General features: G+C 69.9%; 16 protein-coding genes. 5 read left to right on the forward strand and 11 right to left on the reverse strand.

All coding sequences use genetic code 11. The features are described from left to right. Positions 1-119: 119 nt before the first annotated feature. Positions 120-833: a response regulator transcription factor CtrA gene (gene ctrA / locus BLW83_RS06565; RefSeq protein WP_090846811.1), complete on the reverse strand. Its 714-nt coding sequence runs from the start codon at positions 831-833 to the stop codon at positions 120-122. Between the two features lie 70 nt (positions 834-903). Then, complete coding sequence (gene sciP / locus BLW83_RS06570; protein ID WP_090846814.1) at positions 904-1,203, reverse strand: CtrA inhibitor SciP; 300 nt, start codon at positions 1,201-1,203, stop codon at positions 904-906. 136 nt (positions 1,204-1,339) lie between these two features. Here sciP and mnmA point away from each other — a divergent pair, with 136 nt between their 5' ends. Both mnmA and BLW83_RS06580 read left to right on the forward strand, forming a co-directional pair. Then, a complete protein-coding gene (mnmA, locus tag BLW83_RS06575; RefSeq protein WP_090846816.1) occupies positions 1,340-2,500 on the forward strand; it encodes a tRNA 2-thiouridine(34) synthase MnmA in 1,161 nt (386 codons plus the stop codon). Next, complete coding sequence (locus tag BLW83_RS06580) at positions 2,497-3,036, forward strand: glutathione peroxidase (protein WP_090846818.1); 540 nt, start codon at positions 2,497-2,499, stop codon at positions 3,034-3,036. The genes mnmA and BLW83_RS06580 overlap by 4 nt, the downstream gene beginning before the upstream one ends. A 102-nt stretch (positions 3,037-3,138) precedes the next feature. Here the strand turns inward: BLW83_RS06580 and BLW83_RS06585 are convergent, their stop codons facing one another. Next, positions 3,139-3,546 carry a SufE family protein gene (locus BLW83_RS06585; protein ID WP_090846820.1) on the reverse strand — a complete coding sequence of 136 codons (408 nt, stop codon included), beginning with the start codon at positions 3,544-3,546 and terminating at the stop codon, positions 3,139-3,141. A gap of 147 nt (positions 3,547-3,693) precedes the next feature. Between BLW83_RS06585 and BLW83_RS06590 the strand changes: the two genes are divergently transcribed. Then, entirely contained in the window at positions 3,694-4,200 is a 507-nt protein-coding gene (locus BLW83_RS06590) for a hypothetical protein (RefSeq protein ID WP_090846822.1), read from the forward strand. A 19-nt stretch (positions 4,201-4,219) separates the two neighbouring features. Here BLW83_RS06590 and BLW83_RS06595 read toward each other — a convergent pair whose 3' ends face one another. The 4 genes from BLW83_RS06595 to BLW83_RS06610 all read right to left on the reverse strand — a co-directional run bounded on the left by BLW83_RS06595 (position 4,220) and on the right by BLW83_RS06610 (position 7,682). After that, complete coding sequence (locus BLW83_RS06595) at positions 4,220-4,819, reverse strand: GNAT family N-acetyltransferase (RefSeq protein WP_090846824.1); 600 nt, start codon at positions 4,817-4,819, stop codon at positions 4,220-4,222. A 108-nt stretch (positions 4,820-4,927) separates the two neighbouring features. Continuing rightward, on the reverse strand, positions 4,928-5,197 hold the full coding sequence (gene rpmA, locus BLW83_RS06600) for a 50S ribosomal protein L27 (protein WP_090846826.1): 270 nt from the start codon (positions 5,195-5,197) through the stop codon (positions 4,928-4,930). A gap of 12 nt (positions 5,198-5,209) precedes the next feature. Then, positions 5,210-5,599: a 50S ribosomal protein L21 gene (gene rplU, locus BLW83_RS06605; RefSeq protein ID WP_090846828.1), complete on the reverse strand. Its 390-nt coding sequence runs from the start codon at positions 5,597-5,599 to the stop codon at positions 5,210-5,212. Positions 5,600-5,870: 271 nt separating this feature from the next. Next, positions 5,871-7,682, reverse strand: coding sequence for an ABC-F family ATP-binding cassette domain-containing protein (locus tag BLW83_RS06610; RefSeq protein WP_090846830.1), 1,812 nt, complete (start codon positions 7,680-7,682; stop codon positions 5,871-5,873). A 159-nt stretch (positions 7,683-7,841) separates the two neighbouring features. Between BLW83_RS06610 and ligA the strand changes: the two genes are divergently transcribed. Then, the gene (gene ligA, locus BLW83_RS06615; protein WP_090846832.1) at positions 7,842-10,040 is read left to right on the forward strand and encodes an NAD-dependent DNA ligase LigA; all 2,199 of its coding nucleotides are present in this window, start codon (positions 7,842-7,844) and stop codon (positions 10,038-10,040) included. Next, the gene (recG, locus tag BLW83_RS06620; protein ID WP_090846834.1) at positions 10,016-12,253 is read left to right on the forward strand and encodes an ATP-dependent DNA helicase RecG; all 2,238 of its coding nucleotides are present in this window, start codon (positions 10,016-10,018) and stop codon (positions 12,251-12,253) included. The genes ligA and recG overlap by 25 nt, the downstream gene beginning before the upstream one ends. Before the next feature lie 125 nt (positions 12,254-12,378). On the opposite strand, the gene trpE is transcribed toward recG, so the two are convergent. The 4 genes from trpE to BLW83_RS06640 form a co-directional block, all read right to left on the reverse strand. Beyond that, complete coding sequence (gene trpE / locus BLW83_RS06625) at positions 12,379-13,881, reverse strand: anthranilate synthase component I (RefSeq protein ID WP_090846837.1); 1,503 nt, start codon at positions 13,879-13,881, stop codon at positions 12,379-12,381. Next, positions 13,881-15,794 (reverse strand): peptidylprolyl isomerase, encoded by a 1,914-nt coding sequence (locus BLW83_RS06630; RefSeq protein WP_245728661.1) that lies wholly within the window; start codon positions 15,792-15,794, stop codon positions 13,881-13,883. Before BLW83_RS06630 ends, trpE begins: the two co-directional genes overlap by 1 nt. 103 nt (positions 15,795-15,897) lie before the next feature. Beyond that, on the reverse strand, positions 15,898-17,076 hold the full coding sequence (locus BLW83_RS06635; protein WP_177172527.1) for an aminotransferase: 1,179 nt from the start codon (positions 17,074-17,076) through the stop codon (positions 15,898-15,900). Next, positions 17,073-18,485, reverse strand: a complete 1,413-nt coding sequence (locus tag BLW83_RS06640; RefSeq protein WP_143042760.1) for a hypothetical protein — start codon at positions 18,483-18,485, stop codon at positions 17,073-17,075. The genes BLW83_RS06635 and BLW83_RS06640 overlap by 4 nt, the downstream gene beginning before the upstream one ends. Positions 18,486-18,638 lie beyond the last annotated feature (153 nt).

The following is an 18,638-nucleotide window of genomic DNA, read 5'->3' on the forward strand; positions in this document are numbered from 1 at the left end:
GGCACGCAGCCTAGCGGCCGGGCGGCGGCGCCAAAAGGGGTTGCAGCCCGAAAGACCCTGCGAGATTTCTTTCTGGCCCAAATACCCCTGCGGCAACGTAACCAGCAGCGGCGTTGCGATTACAGCCCCACCGCCATCCGCTCGGCCAGCGCCGTTTCCTGCGGGTCGCGCAGCACATAGCCGCGCCCCCAGACCGTCTCGATGTGATTTTCGCCCCCTAGTGCCTCGGACAGTTTCTTGCGCAGCTTGCAGATGAACACGTCGATGATCTTGAGCTCGGGCTCGTCCATGCCGCCGTAGAGGTGGTTCAGGAACATCTCTTTCGTCAGCGTCGTGCCCTTGCGCAGGCTGAGCAGTTCCAGAATCTGGTATTCCTTGCCGGTCAGGTTCACTGGCCGCCCGTCCACCTCGACCGAGCGCGCGTCGATGTTGACCACCATGCGGCCGGTGCGGATCACCGCCTGGGCATGGCCCTTGGAGCGCCGGATGATCGCCTGGATGCGGGCCACCAGCTCTTCGCGGTGAAAGGGCTTGGTCATGTAGTCGTCCGCCCCGAAGCCAAAGCCGCGCAGCTTGATTTCGGTGTCGTCGGCGCCGGTTAGGATCAGGATCGGCGTGTCGATCCGGGACATGCGGATCTGGCGCAGCACCTCCATCCCGTTCATGTCTGGCAGGTCGAGATCCAGCAGGATCAGGTCATAGTCATAGAGCTTGGCAAGATCGATTCCCTCCTCGCCCATGTCGGTCAGATAGACATTGAAACTGGCGTGGTTGAGCATCAGTTCGATGCTTCGCGCCGTGGTGGGGTCGTCCTCGACCAGCAGGATCCGCATGAAGTGGTCTCCGTCCTTTCGCCTCGATACCCCCATGATTTGTCCAATAGGTTAATATCTGGTTACCAGGTCAAGGATTGTTCGTCGCGATTCCGCGTGTGACACGGTTTTTCGGGATCGATTTGATTTTTAAAGCAGACGGTCCCAATTCCGCAACAGTTTCGATCCACATGTCCAGCTCTTCCTCGGTCAGGCCGTAACGCTCGATCGCCTCGTCGCGGGCCAGCAGACCGTGGGTGACCGCCTCGACGACGACGGCTTTGCGCCGCGCGACCCAGCGTTCCTGTCCGCTGGGCAGGTCGGCCATGGTCAGGATGCGACCGTCGCCCAGGGTGACGGTGCGCGGTCGGGTGGTTTTTCGGACAAACATGGATGCCCCCTGAAGTTTCTCTTGGGACCATCTGCCACGTGGGGTCTTAAGCCGGGGTGAACGGCTCGGGTTGTAAAGAACGGCATTTTTCCTATATTTCGCGCAAAGCCCCATCCGATGGACCGTTTCCGTGACAATGCACGACCCGCGCGGCGCGACGCGTCCGCTCAACAGCCTTGGTTTTGCGCGCCCGCCGGCCGAAACGCGGGTGGTCGTCGCCATGTCGGGCGGCGTCGACAGCTCGGTCGTGGCCGCCCAGTTGAAAGGCGAGGGGTATGACGTGATCGGCGTCACCTTGCAGCTTTACGACCACGGCGCGGCGCTCAAGAAAAAAGGCGCCTGCTGCGCGGGGCAGGACATCCACGACGCGCGCCGGGTGGCCGAACGCATCGGCATCCCGCATTACGTGCTGGACTATGAAAACCGGTTCCGCGAATCGGTGATCGAGGAATTTGCCGACGCCTATCTGGCCGGCGCGACGCCGGTGCCCTGTATCCGTTGCAACGAACGGGTGAAATTCCGCGACCTGCTGCAAACCGCGCGTGAACTTGACGCCGACTGCATGGCGACCGGCCATTACATCCGCCGCTTCGACGGACCCGAGGGCGCCGAGCTGCACATGGCCGCCGACCAGGACCGCGACCAAAGCTATTTCCTGTTCTCGACCACGCAGGAACAGCTTGATTTCCTGCGCTTTCCCTTGGGCGGGCTGGCCAGCAAGGCGCAGACCCGCGCGCTGGCCGCCGAACACGGGCTGGTCGTCGCCGACAAGCCCGACAGCCAGGACATCTGCTTTGTCCCCGAGGGCAACTATGCCGCGGTGATCGAAAAGCTGCGCCCGGGCGCCGCCGAGCCGGGCGATATCGTCGATCTGGACGGCAATGTGCTGGGAAGCCACCGCGGCGTGATCCACTATACCATCGGCCAGCGCCGGGGTCTGGGCATCGGGGGCCTGGGCGATCCGCTGTATGTGGTGCGGCTGGACGCCGATTCGCGGCAGGTGATCGTGGGGCCACGGACCGCGCTCGCGACCCGCATCGTGCCGGTGGCCGAGGTCAACTGGCTGGGCGGCGGCGATTTCGCCCAGGCGGGCGAACGCGAGATCATGGTCCGCATCCGCTCGACCCGCCCGCCGGCGCCCGCAATCCTGCGCCCCACCGGCCCCACCACCGCCGAGATCGAGCTTGCCGCCGCCGAAGAGGGTGTCAGTCCCGGCCAGGCCTGCGTATTCTACGAATCCGGCTCGACCCGCGTCCTTGGCGGCGGCTGGATCACCATCAGGGAGACGCGTCGATGACCACACAGCTTGGCGACATTGCCATCACCATGAACGACGGCAGCAATGCCAGCCTGAACGAGTGGCGGGGCCAGGTGCTTCTGGTCGTCAATGTCGCCTCGCAATGCGGGCTGACCCCGCAGTATGAGGGGCTGGAATCGCTGTATCGCGCCAAAAAGGACCAGGGGCTGGTGGTGCTGGGCGTGCCGGCCAACGACTTCAAGCAGCAGGAACCCGGCACCGACGCGGAAATCTGCGAATTCGCGCGCTCGCGTTTCGACGTGACCTTTCCGCTGGCCGCCAAGACCGCGGTGACGGGGGCGCAAAAACATCCGCTTTACGCAAGCCTGACCGCCGCCGCCCCCGATGCGGTGGCCGAGGCCGAATGGCGCGAGCGCATCGGCGCCGCGGTCAACCCCAACCCCGAGGTGATGTGGAATTTCGAGAAATTCCTGATCGCCCGCGACGGCAGCGTGGCGGGACGCTTTGCGCCCGGGGTCAAGCCCGACGACCCGCGGCTGGTGGCGGCGATTGATCGCGCGCTGGCGCAGGACTGACCGCGCATCCCCAGCCTCCGGGGCTTCTTTCTGGTCCAAATACCCATGCAACGGCGCCGCGGAACCCGCCCGCGACGCGCCGTTGCGCCCAAGTCGCCGCCCTCAGCCCGCCGCCGCCTGTTCGCGGATCCGCTGCACCATCGCCCGCAGCCCGTTCGAGCGCTGCGAGGACAGATGCGCATCCAGCCCCAGCCGGGCCAGCTCGGCCGCGGCATCCACCCGGTCCACCTGCTCGACCGGCAACCCGGAATACAGCGCGTGCAGCACGGCAATCAGCCCGCGCACGATCAGCGCATCGCTGTCGCCCTGGAAATCGAAACGCCCGTCCTCGATGCGAGGCAGGATCCAGACCTGGCTGGCGCAGCCCTCGACCTTGGTGGCGGGAACCTGCAACGCCGGGTCCATCGGCGGCATCGCCCGGCCCAGCTCGATCACGTGGCGGTAACGCTCTTCCCAGTCGTCCAGAAAGGCGAAAGTATCGGCGATGTCTTCAAAGGCGGGCGTGGCCATGGTGGTCCTCGCGTCTGGTCAGGGGGTCTCGATACCGCGTCAAGGCGGCAAGGTCAAAGCGGCGGGTCGGGGTTCCCACGCCACCCCTTCCGGGCGGGGAAGCGATGTCCTATCAAGGCGCAGACGCAGCTTGGGGAAGGGCAAACGATGAACCGCGTAATCTGGCCGCTTGCCGCCTGCCTGATGCTTGCCGGCTGTGGCAAGGGTGACAGCAGCCTCAATCCGATGCGCTGGTTCGGGGGCGGCAAGGCCGCACCGCGCGCGACCGATACGCTGGCACCCAGGGGCGGATATGAAAGCACGGGGGCCGACCGGCTGCCCGTCGCGCAGGTGCTGACCGCCCGGTGGGAGCCGATGGTCGAGGGCCGGCTGCTGGTCGTGACCGCCATGGCACCGACCAAGGGCTGGTGGAATGTCGAGCTGGTGACCGCGACGCCCATGCCCGAAGGGCGGGTGCGCCCCGATGCCGACGGGGTGCTGCGGCTGCAACTGGTGGGCGCCCCGCCCGCACCCGGCAGCGCCGCGGCGGCGATGCCGGCGCAGGTCCACGCCGATACACTGACCGTTGCCTTTCCGATCAGCAATGCGGCGCTGGAGCGGATCGATTCGGTGCTGGTGCAGGCGGGACAGAACGCGGTGACGCTGCGCCGCTAAGGGCGCAGCGCGGGGGGCCTCAGCCCATCCGCCGCAGATAGGTCCAGGTCGGCACCCGCGCCTCGCGCGCGACCGACCAGCTTTCCGCATCGCCAAGATAGGAAAACCCGGCGTTGGTCAGCACCTTGGCCGAGCCGGGGTTGTCCTGGAACGCCTCGGCAAACAGCGTGCGCGAGCCGTGGGGGTTGGCCGCGACCAGCGCCTGCACCGCCTCGGTGGCAAAGCCGGTGTTCCAGAACCCCGAGCCGATCCAGAACCCCAGCTCGGACTGCTCTGGCTCGATCCGGGTCAGCGAGACCACGCCCAGCAGCTCGCCCAGCTCCGATTCGCTGGCGTCGATGGCCCAGACATCCTCGTTGCGCTCGGGCGACATGGCGCGGGCGACATATTGCTCGGCCGCGCCGGGGGGCAGGGGGTGGGGGATGGCGCGGGTGCCCTCGGCCACGCGGCGGTCGGCGGTGTAAAGCTGGATCAGCCCCGCATCGGCTGCCCGCAGCGGTCGCAGCAGGAAACGCCCGGCGGCGATGACCTGCTGGTCGTCGGCGCGGGTGCTGTCGGTGGTCCGGTCGAAAACCTGCACATCCGGCGCGGATTTCGTCACGAGTCTGGTCTGGTTCATCCTGCTCCCCATCGGCGGCCCGTCCTCCTCCTCAAGGCAGGGCGACCCTGAAACGACAACGGGGACCGGCAGTGCCGATCCCCGTTGCAATGATCTGCTGCGATCGGCTTATTCGGCCGCGGTGGCCACGGGCTGGATCGAAATATAGGTTCGGCCTTTCAGCCCCTTGCGGAACGCAACGGTGCCTTCGGTCAGGGCGAACAGGGTGTGGTCGCGGCCCATGCCGACGTTTTCGCCCGGCCACCAGGTGGTGCCGCGCTGACGCACGATGATGTTGCCGGGAACGGCCAGCTGGCCACCGAACAGCTTGACGCCAAGGCGGCGCCCCGCGGAATCGCGGCCGTTACGGGACGAGCCGCCTGCTTTTTTATGTGCCATGGATCAGTCTCCTCAGCGGCTGGAGGCGGCTTCGGCCGCATAGGCGCGACGGGCCGCACGGGCACCGGTCGCAGCCTTGATGTCGGATTTGTCGGCGCCGTTTTCAAGGATGTCGGTCACGCGCAGCAGGGTCAGCTGCTGGCGATGGCCGCGGGTGCGCTTGGACGAGTGCTTGCGGCGGCGCTTGACAAAGGTGATCACCTTGTCGGCCTTGATGTTGTCGATGACCTCGGCCACGACGCCGGCACCCTCGACCAGGGGCGCGCCGACGGTGGCGCCGACCATCAGGATCTCGTTGAACTGGACCTTGTCGCCGGCGGCGGCGTCCAGTTTCTCGACGCGCAGCACGTCGCCGGGCTGGACCCGGTACTGCTTGCCGCCGGTCTTGAGGACTGCGAACATCTGTCGTCTTTCTCTTCTGCCGCGCCCTGTGGCCCCGGTTTCCCGGCGTTCGGCGGGCTTTCGCCCCTGCCTCGGACAGCGCATCCTTTGGGGGATGGTGTTGAAATCATCTGTGCCGGCAGCGGGCAGAACCCGGCCGGTGCGCGGGTGTATGGCGGATCGCCCGCCCCGAGTCAACGCGCAACCGCGCCGCAGGCTGCTTCTTCATCACGGAAATATCCCGGGGTTCGGGGCAGCGCCCCGATTGCGGCGGCACCGCGGGATCGGCGGCTCAGCCCTCGTCCCGCCCGGCCAGCTCCAGCCATTCCTCTTCGGCCGCGGCCAGCGCCGCCTGCCGCTCGGCCAAGCCCTCGCTGGCCTTGGCGAATCTGGCGGGGGCGGTCTGGAACAGGTCGGGCTGCGACAGGAACTCGGACAGCTTGGCGATCTCGGCTTCCAGCCGTTCCATGATCGCGGGCAGGGCCTCCAGCCGGTGTTTTTCCGTGAAGCTCAGCCCCGAGGGGCGCGAGGCCGCCGCGGCCGGGCGGGCGGGGGCAGGGGCCACCGCCACTGCCGCCGCCGCGGCAGGTGCATCCTCGCCCCGTTGCGCACGGTAATCGCTCCAGCCGCCGGCATAGATCACCGCGCGGCCGTCGCCCTCCATCGCCACGGTCGAGGTCGCCACGCGGTCGATGAAGTCGCGGTCGTGGCTGACCAGCAGCACGGTGCCGTCGTAATCGCCCAGAATATCCTGCAACAGGTCCAGCGTCTCGATGTCCAGATCGTTGGTCGGCTCGTCCAGCACCAGCAGGTTCGAGGGTTTCGCCATGATCTTCGCCAGCAGCAGCCGGGCCTTTTCCCCGCCCGACAGGCTGCCCACGGGGGCGCGGGCCTGCGCCTCGTCGAACAGGAAATCCTTGAGATAGCCGACCACGTGTTTGGGCTGACCGCGCACCATCACCTGATCGGCGCGCCCCGACACCCGCATGTCGGGATCGCCCGCCAGCGCGTCCCAGAGGGTCACGCTATCGTCGATGGCGGCGCGGGCCTGGTCGAACACGGCGATTTCAAGGTTGGTGCCGTGGGTCACGCTGCCGCTGTCGGGGGCGATTTCGCCGGTCAGCATCCTGATCAGCGTGGTCTTGCCGGCGCCGTTGGGGCCGACAAAGGCCACCCGGTCGCCGCGCAGCACCCGCAGGTCAAAGGGGCGCAGGATCACCCGCTCGCCGAAACTCTTGGAAATGCCGCGCGCCTCGATCACCCGCTTGCCGGTCTGCGGGCCGGCGTCCAGCGCCATCGCCGCTGTCCCCTGCCGGCGGAACTGGGCCGCGCGTTCCTCGCGCATCGCTTGCAGGGCGCGCACGCGGCCCATGTTGCGCTTGCGCCGCGCGCTGATCCCTTCGACCGCCCAGCGGGCCTCGGCCTTGATCTTGCGGTCGAGCTTGTGGCGGGCCTCGTCCTCGGCGGCCCAGACCGTCTCGCGCCATTCCTCGAAGGCGTCAAAACCGCGGTCCTGCCGGCGCACCTCGCCGCGGTCGATCCACAGCGTGGCGCGGGTCAGGCGGCGCAGAAAGGCGCGGTCGTGGGAAATCAGCACGAATGCGGCGCGGGTCTCGGACAGCTGTTCCTCGAGCCAGCCGATCGCCTGAATGTCCAGGTGGTTGGTCGGCTCGTCCAGCAGCATCAGCTCGGGCGCCTCGGCCAGCAGCCGCGCCAGCGCCGCGCGCCTGCGTTCCCCGCCCGAGGCGGTGGAGACAGGCCGCTCGGGGTCGAACTTCAGCCCCTCGGCGGCCATGGCGACGCGGTATTCCTCGCCCGCATCCAGCCCGGCGGCGGCGAAATCGCCCAGCGTGGCAAAGCCGGACAGGTCGGGGTCTTGCTCCATATAGCCGACGGTGGTCCCGGCCGAGGCCACGACCTCGCCCCGGTCGGGTTCGACCAGCCCGGCCATCACCTTCATCAGCGTGGATTTGCCAGAACCGTTGCGCCCGACCAGCGCCACCCGGTCGCCGGGTTGCACGGCCAGCGACAGCCCGTCGAACACGGGGTTGCCGCCGAAGGTCAGGGAAATACCGGAGAGTTGCAAAAGCGGAGCGCGCGCCATGCCCCGGCTGCTATCCGGGTGCCGCCACCGCGTCAACCGCCCCGCCCGCCGGCGGATGCTGGACAAGCGCGGGCGGGGCTGGCTAGACCGGACGCAAAGGGCAGGGATGGGCGGCAAGTGACAGCAGGGCAGGACCGGGACGACACCACAGCGGCGGACATGGCCGCCCGCATCGCCTCGCTGCGCGAACGCGTGGCCGAGGCCGATCTTGCCTATCACCGCGACGACGCGCCGGTGATGTCGGATGCCGATTACGACGCGCTGAAACGCGAACTGGCCGCGCTGGAATCGGCGCATCCCGATCTGGCCGCCCCCGACAGCCCCACCCAAAGCGTCGGCGCCGCCCCGTCCGAGCGTTTCGCCAAAATCCGCCATGCCCAGCGGATGATGTCGCTGGAAAACGCCTTTACCCCCGAGGATGTGGCGGATTTCGCCGCCCGGGTGCGCAGCTTTCTGGGGCTGGCCCCGGACGCACCCCTTGCGATGACGGCCGAGCCCAAGATCGACGGGCTGTCGCTGTCCTTGCGCTATGAACAGGGGCGGCTGGTGCAGGCGGCGACGCGGGGCGACGGCACCACCGGCGAAAATGTCACCGCCAACGCCCGCACCATCGCCGACATCCCGGCCGTGATCCCCGCCGCGCCCGATGTGCTTGAGGTGCGCGGCGAGGTCTACATGACCCACGAAGATTTCGCCGCGCTGAACGAATCCGGCGCCGACCGGGTGTTCGCCAACCCCCGCAACGCCGCCGCCGGCTCGCTGCGCCAGCTGGACCCGGGCATCACCGCGCGCCGGCCGCTGCGGTTTTTTGCCTATGGCTGGGGGCAGATCAGCGCGCCGCTGGCGGACACTCAGTCCGGCGCCATCGCGCGGCTGGCGGCGATGGGGTTTGCGACCACCTCGCCGCGGCTTTGCAGTTCGCTGGCCGATCTGCTGGCGGTCTGGGCCGATCTGGAACAGCGCCGCGCCACGCTGGGGTTCGACATCGACGGGGTGGTCTACAAGGTCGATGACCTGTCCTTGCAGGACCGGCTGGGGTTCCGCTCGACCACGCCGCGCTGGGCCCTGGCGCATAAGTTTCCCGCCGAGATCGCCTGGACCCGGCTGGAACGGATCGAAATTCAGGTCGGCCGCACCGGGGCGCTGTCGCCGGTGGCGCGACTGGCGCCGGTCACCGTGGGGGGCGTGGTGGTCTCGAACGCCACCCTGCACAACGAGGATTACATCGCCGGCCACGATTCCCGCGGCCAGAAGATCCGCGAGGGCCGCGACATCCGCGAAGGCGACTGGGTGCAGGTTTACCGCGCCGGCGACGTGATCCCCAAGGTCGCCGATGTGGATCTGTCGCGCCGGACCAACGCCGCGCCCTATGTCTTTCCCACCACCTGCCCCGAATGCGGCAGCGAGGCGATCCGCGAGCCGGGCGATTCTGTGCGCCGCTGCTCGGGGGGCTTGGGCTGCCCCGCGCAAGCCATTGAGCGGCTGCGCCATTTCGTCAGCCGCGCCGCCTTTGACATCGAGGGGCTGGGCGCAAAACAGGTCGAGGCGTTCCATGCCGACCCGACCCTGCCGATCCGCGAGCCCGCCGACATCTTCACCCTTGCCGCCCGCGATGCCGCCGGACTGGCGCGGCTGAAAAACCGCGACGGCTGGGGCGAGCGTTCGGCGGAAAACCTGTTCCGTTCGATCGAGGAACGCCGCTCTATCCCCTTGGCGCGGCTGATCTTTGCGCTGGGCATCCGCCATGTGGGCGAGGTCGCCTCGGCCACGCTTGCCCGCCATTATGGCACTTGGGACGCGCTGGTGGCCGCGCTGGACGCCGCCGCCCCCGCCGCCGCCCGCCACCGCGCCGCCGATGAGGCCGCAGCCGCCGAGCGCGCCGCCGCCGCGGCCGAGGGGCGCCGCGCCGCCATCGCCGCCGCCCGCGCCGCCGTCTGGGACGCCGACCCGCCCCTGCCCGCCGGCGCCCGCGCCGCGTGGGACGACCTGACCGGCATCGAGGGCATCGGCGCGGTGCTGGGCGAATCGATCACCGCCAGCTTTGCGCAGCCGGCCGAGCGCGGGGTGATCGACCGGCTGCTGGAACAGCTGACCGTGGAACCCGCGGCGCCACTCGCCGCCGCCGACAGCCCCATCGCCGGGCTGACCGTGGTGTTCACCGGCACGCTGGAACACATGACCCGCGCCGAGGCCAAGGCCCGGGCCGAGGCGCTGGGCGCCAAGGTCGCAGGCTCGGTCTCGGCCCGCACCGATCTGCTGGTGGCGGGGCCGGGCGCGGGGTCCAAGGCCGCCCGCGCCGCCGATCTGGGCGTCAAGGTGATCGACGAGGACGCATGGCTGGCGATCGCCCGAAGCTGACGGGGCAGGGGGCAAAGGGGCCGAACGTGGCGGGACCAGCGACAGGGGCGGACGGACGAAAACCCGAAGCGGCGGAACCCACGGGCACCGGGCTGCACGATCCTGCCCTCGCCAGCCCGCGCCCGCCGCCCAAGGGTCGGCCTCCGATCCTGTTTCCGCTGTTTGCGGGCGCCGACACGCTGCCCGGCATCGGTCCCAAAGCGGCCGAGGCGCTGGAATTGCTGGCCGTCACCCGCCCCCGCGACCTGCTGTTCCACCTGCCCGCCGCCGGTATCGCGCGCCGCCTCGTCGCGCAGCTTTCCGACCTGCGCCCGCCGGAAATCGCCACCGTCACCGTGCGGGTGGTGCGCCATCAGCCCCCTTCGGCCAGGGGGCGGCCGTGGTGGGTGCAGTGCAGCGACGATTCGGGCGACCTGACGCTGGTGTTCTTTCACGCCCGCCAGCAATGGATCGAATCGCAGCTGCCGGTGGGGGCGACCCGCGTGGTTTCCGGCAAGGCCGAGCTGTTCGACGGGCTGGCGCAGATGGTCCACCCCGACCATATCCTGCCGCCCTCGGACCCGCTTCCGCCGGGGTTCGAGCCGGTCTATCCGCTGGCCGGCAGCCTGACCCAGCGCACCATCTCTCGCGCCGTCGCAGTGGCGATCGAGCGCGCGCCGCCCCTGCCGGAATGGATCGAGCCGTCGCTGCTGGCAGAGCGGCGCTGGCCCGGCTGGCTCGACGCGATCAACGCGGCCCATGCGCCGACCGGGATGGACCAGCTGTCCGCCCGCGCCCCCGCCCGCGAACGCCTGGCCTATGACGAGCTGCTGGCCCATCAGATGACGCTGGCGCTGGTCCGCCGCGACCGCCGCCGCAGTGCCGGGCGGGTGACGCAGGGCGACGGGCGGCTGCGCGAACGGATGCTGGCGGCGCTGCCCTGGCCGCCGACCGGGGCGCAGACCCGCGCGGTCGCGGAAATCACCGCCGACATGGCCAGCCCCCAGCGGATGAACCGGCTGCTGCAAGGCGACGTGGGCTCGGGCAAGACGCTGGTCGCGGCGCTGGCCTTGGCGGCGGCGGCCGAGGCGGGCGGGCAGGGGGTGCTGATGGCGCCCACCGAAATCCTTGCCCGCCAGCACCTGTCCGCTTTGGCGCCGCTGGCGGATGCCGCGGGGCTGCGCATCGCCGTGCTGACCGGCCGCGACAAGGGCGAGGCCCGCGAAACCCTGCTGGCCGATCTTGCCGTGGGCCGCATCGACCTGCTGATCGGAACCCATGCGGTGTTCCAGCCCGGAGTCGAGTTCGCCGACCTGCGGCTGGCGGTGATCGACGAACAGCATCGTTTCGGCGTGGCGCAGCGGCTTGAGCTGGCGCAGAAAGGACTGCGTCCCGATATGCTGGTGATGACTGCGACGCCCATTCCGCGCAGCCTCGCCTTGGCGCAGTTCGGCGACATGGATCTGTCGGTGCTGGACGAAAAGCCGCCGGGCCGCCAGCCGATCACCACCACCGCACTGCCCGACAGCCGCATGGAACAGGTGGTGGCGCGGCTGGACGCAGCACTGGCGCAGGGGGCGCGCGCCTATTGGGTCTGCCCGCTGGTCGAGGAAAGCGAATCCGTTGACCTCACCGCCGCCGAGGAACGTTTCCGCCAGCTGCGCGCCCGTTTTGGGGATCGGGTGCGGCTGGTCCACGGCCAGATGCCGCCCGACGCCCGCGACGCGGCGATGGCGGATTTTGCCCAGGGCCGCGCGCAGCTGCTGGTCGCCACCACGGTGATCGAGGTCGGCGTCAATGTCCCCGAGGCCACGATCATGGTGATCGAGCGCGCCGAAAGCTTCGGCCTTGCACAACTGCACCAGCTGCGTGGCCGGGTCGGGCGCGGCAGCGGCGCCTCAAGCTGCCTGCTGCTTTACCACGAACCTCTGTCCGAATCCGGCCGCCGCCGCCTTCAGATCCTGCGCGAGACCGAGGACGGGTTCCGCATCGCCGAAGAGGATCTGATGATGCGCGGCGCCGGCGACGTGATCGGCACCGCGCAATCCGGCCTGCCCCGGTTCCGCGTCGCCGATCTGGAACGCCAGTCCGAACTGCTGGCAATCGCCCGGCAGGACGCGCGGCTGCTGCTGGAACAGGATCCCGAACTCGCCTCAAGGCGCGGCCTCGCGATCCGCAACCTGATGTGGCTGATGGAACAGGACCGCGCCATCGCGCTGATGGCGGCCGGCTGAGGCCGCTGCCGCTGCCGTTCCGCGCTGCCCAGCGTCGCGCGCTCTTTCATCTTGCCGCAAATATCCCGGGGGCGCGGGGGCAGAGCCCCCGCTTTCGCCTGCGCCCCCGCCTTGCCCGAGCCGCGCTATCCGTTCCCGCGCAGGAACTGCGCCGCGCCCTCGGCCGCGCGCACCATGGCGCGGGATTTATGCACGCATTCCATGTATTCGCTGGCCGGGTCGCTGTCATAGACCACGCCGCCGCCGGCCTGCACGTAAAGCTTGCCGTCCTTGACCACGCCGGTGCGCAGGGCGATGCACATGTCCATCTCGCCATTCGCCGCGAAATAGCCGATGGCACCGCCGTAGATGCCGCGTTTTTCCGGCTCCAGCTCGTCGATGATCTCCATCGCGCGGACCTTGGGGGCGCCGCTGACGGTGCCTGCGGGCAGGCCGGCCAGCAGCGCCGACAGCGCGTCCTGATCCTCGCGCAGCTCGCCCACCACGTTCGAGACGATATGCATGACGTGGGAATAGCGCTCGATGATGAATTCCTCGGTCGGGCGCACGGTGCCGGGTTTTGCCACCCGGCCGACGTCGTTGCGGCCAAGGTCCAGCAGCATCAGATGCTCGGCCAGTTCCTTTTCGTCGGCCAGCAGGTCGGCCTCGTTGGCGCGGTCCTCGTCGGGGGTGGCGCCGCGGGGGCGGGTGCCGGCGATGGGGCGGATCGTCACCTCGCCGTCACGCAGCCGCACCAGGATTTCCGGCGAGGCGCCGACGATCTGGAACCCGCCCATGTTGAGAAAGAACATGAAAGGCGAGGGATTCGTCCGCCGCAGCGAGCGATACAGCGCAAAGGGCGGCAGCGGGAACTCGATGGTCCAGCGCTGCGCCGGCACCACCTGAAAGATGTCCCCGGCGCGGATCTGGTCGCGGGCCTTTTCGACGGCAGCCATATAGGCGTCGCGGGTGAAATTCGACTGCGGCTCGCCGATGGTGCGGTTCTCGCCAAGCGCGCGCGGCTCGGCCGGCTGGCGGTCCAGCGCGCGCAGCGCCTCCATCACCCGCTCGGCCGCCTGCGCATAGGCGGCGCGGGCGGGCACCGCGGGGTCGTGCCAGGCGGGGGCGCACAGCAAGACCTCGCCCTTGACCCCGTCCAGCACCGCCACGACCGAAGGCCGCAGCAGCATCGCGTCGGGCACCCCGATCGGGTCGGGGTTCACGTTCGGCAGGTGCTCGACCAGCCGGATCATGTCATAGCCCAGATAGCCGAACAGCCCGGCGCCGCTGGCCGGCACGCCCTCGGGCATGTCGATCCGGCTTTCGGCGATCAGCGCGCGCAAGCTGTCCAGCGGCGGGCGCGGATCGTCCTCAAAGGCGTCGGAATAGCGCGCCTGCCGGTTGATGCGGGCCTGCGTGCCGCGGCATTCCCAGATCAGGTCGGGCTTCATGCCGACGATGGAATAGCGGCCGCGGACCTCGCCGCCGGTCACGCTTTCCAGCATGAAGGACAGGGGCGCGGCCTCGGCCAGTTTCAGCATCAGGCTGACCGGCGTATCAAGGTCCGCGGCCAGCCGGATCATCACAAGCTGGTTGCGGCCCTCGGCCCAGCCACGCTCGAACGCGGGGAAATCGGGGGTAAGTTCCATCACTGGATCATCGCATTCGCAGCGTTCAGCGCGCTGTCGTTGATGGTGGCGCCGTGGCTGGCTTGCAGGGCGCGGACATAGGCGTCGAACAGGTCCGAGCGCACGGATTCGGTCAGTCTCGCCTCGACCCCGTTCAGCACCGGCTGCGATTCGGGCGCCGAGAGGTCCGAGGATCTGATGGCGTCCAGGCGGATCAGGAACACCCGGCCCTCGGCCTCGACGGCAGCGGCGTCGCCGATGTTTTCAAGCATGAAGCCCCGGGTGACGACCGCGGCCGGCACGCCCTCGATCCCGAAATCGCGCTCGACATCGGTGGCGGTCTGGAACGTCGGCGGCGCGGGCTGGGGTGCGGCATCGGATCCCGCCCCCGCATCGGTTTCGGCCGGCTCCGCGGGCAGGTCGCCGTTGGCCACGGATTCCAGCACCAGCTCGCGTTCCTCGGCGCGGATCTTCAGCTCGCGCCGGGTCTCGGCGGCGGTCCAGTCGGCCAGCACCAGCTCGCGCACCTCGTCAAACGGGATCAGCTCGGGCGCGATCAGCTGATCGAGCCGCAGCGCGAACAGCCCGCCGTCGTCCAGTTGGTGAAGCTGTAGGAACTCGCCCTCGGTCAGCGAAGGCGCAAGCTGGCGGAACGCCTCATAGGCGGCGATCCCCTGCGAGGGGGTGTCGGCCGAGAATTCGATCTCGCCCAGCTGCATGTCGGTATCCGCGGCCAGATCCTCGACCGAGGCGCCGCCTGCGACCAGATCCTCAAGATCATGGGCCTGTTCCTCGATCACCCGGCGGGCGCGGTCGGCCGCGGCCTCGCCGCGCAGCTCGGGCATTGCCTGCTCAAACGACACGTCCACCGGGTCGAGAATCGCATTCATCGAAAACAGGGCCGGGCCGAGGTCCGAGGGCAGCGGCCCCACCACGCCGGGCTGGTCCAGCGCGAACAGCGCGGCCCCGGCGGCGCCCAGTTCGGATTCGGCGCGCTCGCCCAGGTCGATGTCAGTCAGGGTCAGTCCGCGCTCGGCCGCCAGCTGTTCGAAACTGGCCTCGCCCGCGTCCAGCCTTGCCTTGGCGGCCTCGGCCTCGGCTTGCGAGGAATAGACCAGACGCTCGACCATGCGGCGCTCGGGCTGCTGGAATTCGTCGATGCGGGATTGGTAAAGATCGCGCAGCGCAGAATCGTCCAGCTGCACGGTGGATTCCAGCATTTCAGGCGTCAGCCAGGCATAGGTGATATGGCGGCGCTCGGGGCGGGTGAACTGCGCCGCATTGGCCTGATGCCAGGCGATCAGGGTTTCTTCGTCCGGAGGGTTGATCGGCGCGGCCAGATCCTCGGCCGTCAGCTCGTCCCAGGAAAAATCGCGCCGTTCAAGGATCCAGCGGGCGGTGGTGTCGCGCAGCGTCGCGGGCGCCTTGACCCCGCCCACCACCGCGTCCTGCAACAGCACCCGCGCGGCATCCATGCGCACGTCTTCCTCGAACCGGGCGGGGGTCAGCCCCTCGCGCCGCAGCACGTCCTGATACAGCGCGGCATCGAACTGCCCGCCCGCCGTCTGGAACGCGGGGGCCGAGGTCACGTCGCGCAGCACCACGTCGTCGCCCACCGACAGGCCGATGCGCCGGGCCTCGGCCTCAAGCGCGGCCGCGGCGAACAGCCGCGACTGGACCTGCTGGGGAATGCCGATGGCGCGGGCCTGCTCGGCGGTCAGGGATTGCCCGGTCTGCATCGCAAACCCCTGCATGTCGGACCGCACGCCGCGCACATAATCGCGGCTGTCGATCTCGGCGCTGCCCACGGCGCCGATCGCGCCCGAGCTGACGCCCGAGAAATTGGTGATGCCGAACCCGCCCAGCCCCAGAAGCAGCAGCCCCATCAGCAACCAGACCACCGTCGATTTGCCCTTGGTGCGCAAGCTGCTCATGGGTTCGTCCCTTCTTGTGGTTTCAGCCGGCTTCTTAGGCAAGGCCCCGCGGGCGGGCAAGGCAAAGAAGCCGCGAGAATTGCCCGGACCCCGCGCGCAACGCTCAGCCGGCCAGTGCCCGCAGCCTGTCGGCCAGCGCCGAAATCCCGGTCTCGTCGATATTGGCAAAGGCGATGCGCAGGTGGCGGGCGCCGTCGGGGTCGTCCTTGGGCATGAACATGGTGCCGGGCAGCAGCAGCACGCCGGCCTCGCGCACCAGCCGCTGCGCCAGCGTGGCGGAATCCTCGGCAAAGGGATGCTCGACCCAGGCGAAATACGCCCCGCACCCTTTCAGCCGCCAGCCGTCCAGCCCGGCCACCGCCCGTTCCATGGCGGCACGGCGGCGCAGGATTTCCTGCCGTTCCCCCGCCAGCCAGCCGCCCAGGTTCCGCATCCCCCACAGCGCGCCGATCTGGCCCAGCTGGGCGGTGCAGATCGACAGCGTGTCCAGCAGTTTTTCCACCTGCACCTGCCGCGCGCCGCTGGCGACCAGCGCGCCGACGCGGTGGCCGGTCAGCCGGTAAGCCTTGGAAAAGGAATACAGCTGGATCAGCACCTCGCCCCAGTCGGGGTCCGAAAACAGCCCATGCGGCGCCGAGTCGCGCGAATCGAAATCGCGATAGGTCTCGTCCACGATCAGCGCGAGGCCGCGGGCGCGCGCAAGATCGTAGAAACCGCGCAGCACCTCGGCCGGGTATTCCGCGCCCGAGGGGTTGTTGGGCGTGACCAGCAGGATGGCGCGGGTGCGCGGCGTGATCAGCGCCGCCGCCGCCTGCGGGTCGGGCACCATGCCGGGGCCGCATTTCAGCGGCACGGCCTCGATCCCCTGCATGTCCAGCCACATCTTGTGGTTGAAATACCAAGGCACCGGCACGATCACCTGGTCGCCCCGCTGCGCGACCGAGGCCGCCGCGATGCAGAACGCCTGATTGCAGCCGGGGGTGATCGCGACATTTTCGGCCCGCAGCGTGGCGCCGTAAGCGTCCGAGAACGTCCGGGCCACCGTTTCGCGCAGGTCGGGGTTGCCCAGCACCGGGCCATACAGATGTGCCTCGGCCCTTGTCACCGAGGCGTCGGCAATCGCGCGGCGCAGCCCTTCGGGGGGCGGATCGACGGGGGCGGCCTGGCTGACGTTGATCAGCGGCCGGTCGGGGGGAAAGCTGACGCCGTTCAGCCAGCGCCGCGCCTCCATCACCGGGGGGCGGAAGGTGGCGGCGAGATCGGGGTTCAGGGGCAGCATCAGCGGCGCTCCCCGGGGTCCGGGGCAGTCACGGCCGCACCCGGCGCGGCAAGCGGATCGGGCAGCGACAGGTCGGGCGCGGGCCGCGGCGCACGGCTGGCCGCAGGCGGGTTGCCGGCGGCGGGCAGGGCCGGGGGTGGTGCAAGCGCCGGCGTCGGGGCCGAGGGCGAGACGGCGATGCTCTCGGCAACGGCTGCGTCGCGGGATGCCGGGGCGGTTGCGGCCGGGGTTTTGCCCTGGGCAGCGGGGCTTGCCGCGGTTTCCTGCGCCGGGGCTGCTGCTTCGGCCGGCGTTGTGCCCGGCCGGGCGGGGCCATCGGTGTCGGATGCGGCCGCGTCGGGGTCGCCGGCGTCGGGGCGGGCCGTGGCCTCGGGGTCCGGTTCGACTGCAAAGCCGCCGTCGGTGATGTCGCTTGCGGTGTCGGCGGTGTCCGGCGATTGCGTCGGTTCCACCGCAGCAGCGCTTGCCGCGGCCTCGGCGGCCTCGGCGTCTTGGGCGGCGGCGATGCTGCGGTCGGGCAGATGGTCGGGGTCCGGTGCGACCAGCCGTCCCGGCACCGGCGCGGCAGTCCCGGCGCGCGGCGGCGCCGCAACCGGTGCGGGATGGGCCGGGTCCGCGCTCAGCACGGCGGGGCTGTGCGGAGCGGCGGTCTCGGCCGGGCGTTCACCGGGGGGCGCTGTGGGCGCGGGCAGCGGCTCGATTGCGCCGGCGTTCTCGCCGCTGCGGGGCAGGGGCGACGGCGTGGGCGCGGCAGAACCGGCCGGCGCGACCGGCGGCAGATCCACCCCGCGCAGAAACTCCGAGCCGACCGGATCAGGCAGGGCCGCAATCGGGGCCTGAGCGGCGGAATCAGGGGCCCGAGCGTGCGCCGCCGCGTCGGCGCTGTCCGTTGCCAGCAGATCGTCATCTGCCGCGGCGACGTCGTCGGGCACAGTGCCATCTGCCGAAACCGTGTCGGCAGCCGCTGCGGCATCACTGTCCGCCCCCGCGTCGCCGCCTGCCGCACCGCCCTTATCGGCCGCGGGGCCAGTGCCGTCATCCGCAGCCTCGTCATCCGCAGTGCCGTCATCCGCTGACCCGCCAGGGGCGGCCTCGGTTTCGCCGTCAGTCGGGCGCGGGCCGTCCGCAACAGGCCCGCCGTCCGGCGTGGCATCGCCGTCCGATGCGACCGGGCCGTCCGCGACGGCTTCAAGACCCGCCAGGCTGGCGTTGCCTGCGGACGGCGGCGCCCCTGCCGCGTTCTCGGGGGCGCCCGCCTCGGCAATAGCCGCTGCATCCGATCCGGCGGGCTGCATGTCGTGCAGGTCGTTGCCCGGCTCGGGGGCCGCGCGGGGAAAGGCCAGAGACAGCGCCGCCAGCGTCGCGCCGCACAGCAGCGTGCCGTGAACCAACCCGGTCCAGAAACCCGCCATCAGCCCGTTCCCCTGTCCGTTGCCCCGATGCCCGATACGCGCACCCCGCGCCGGCAGAAAAACCGCGGCCCGAGGCACCCGGCGGGGGTTGACCCCCCGCATGGCTTGGGACCATCTATATCCAACCGCCTGTGGCGGGCCACCCCTTTTCCT

The sequence above is a fragment of the Paracoccus alkenifer genome (assembly GCF_900108405.1).
Taxonomy (GTDB): Bacteria; Pseudomonadota; Alphaproteobacteria; order Rhodobacterales; family Rhodobacteraceae; genus Paracoccus; species Paracoccus alkenifer.

What these genes read in the sequence shown, in the direction of transcription:
- ctrA (WP_090846811.1), bottom strand. Translation starts at nt 833, where the DNA reads ATGCGGATCCTGCTGGTCGAGGACGACCCCACCACGGCGCGAAGCATC.
- sciP (WP_090846814.1), bottom strand. Translation starts at nt 1,203, where the DNA reads ATGTTTGTCCGAAAAACCACCCGACCGCGCACCGTCACCCTGGGCGAC.
- mnmA (WP_090846816.1), top strand. Translation starts at nt 1,340, where the DNA reads ATGCACGACCCGCGCGGCGCGACGCGTCCGCTCAACAGCCTTGGTTTT.
- BLW83_RS06580 (WP_090846818.1), top strand. Translation starts at nt 2,497, where the DNA reads ATGACCACACAGCTTGGCGACATTGCCATCACCATGAACGACGGCAGC.
- BLW83_RS06585 (WP_090846820.1), bottom strand. Translation starts at nt 3,546, where the DNA reads ATGGCCACGCCCGCCTTTGAAGACATCGCCGATACTTTCGCCTTTCTG.
- BLW83_RS06590 (WP_090846822.1), top strand. Translation starts at nt 3,694, where the DNA reads ATGAACCGCGTAATCTGGCCGCTTGCCGCCTGCCTGATGCTTGCCGGC.
- BLW83_RS06595 (WP_090846824.1), bottom strand. Translation starts at nt 4,819, where the DNA reads ATGAACCAGACCAGACTCGTGACGAAATCCGCGCCGGATGTGCAGGTT.
- rpmA (WP_090846826.1), bottom strand. Translation starts at nt 5,197, where the DNA reads ATGGCACATAAAAAAGCAGGCGGCTCGTCCCGTAACGGCCGCGATTCC.
- rplU (WP_090846828.1), bottom strand. Translation starts at nt 5,599, where the DNA reads ATGTTCGCAGTCCTCAAGACCGGCGGCAAGCAGTACCGGGTCCAGCCC.
- BLW83_RS06610 (WP_090846830.1), bottom strand. Translation starts at nt 7,682, where the DNA reads ATGGCGCGCGCTCCGCTTTTGCAACTCTCCGGTATTTCCCTGACCTTC.
- ligA (WP_090846832.1), top strand. Translation starts at nt 7,842, where the DNA reads ATGGCCGCCCGCATCGCCTCGCTGCGCGAACGCGTGGCCGAGGCCGAT.
- recG (WP_090846834.1), top strand. Translation starts at nt 10,016, where the DNA reads ATGGCTGGCGATCGCCCGAAGCTGACGGGGCAGGGGGCAAAGGGGCCG.
- trpE (WP_090846837.1), bottom strand. Translation starts at nt 13,881, where the DNA reads ATGGAACTTACCCCCGATTTCCCCGCGTTCGAGCGTGGCTGGGCCGAG.
- BLW83_RS06630 (WP_245728661.1), bottom strand. Translation starts at nt 15,794, where the DNA reads ATGAGCAGCTTGCGCACCAAGGGCAAATCGACGGTGGTCTGGTTGCTG.
- BLW83_RS06640 (WP_143042760.1), bottom strand. Translation starts at nt 18,485, where the DNA reads ATGGCGGGTTTCTGGACCGGGTTGGTTCACGGCACGCTGCTGTGCGGC.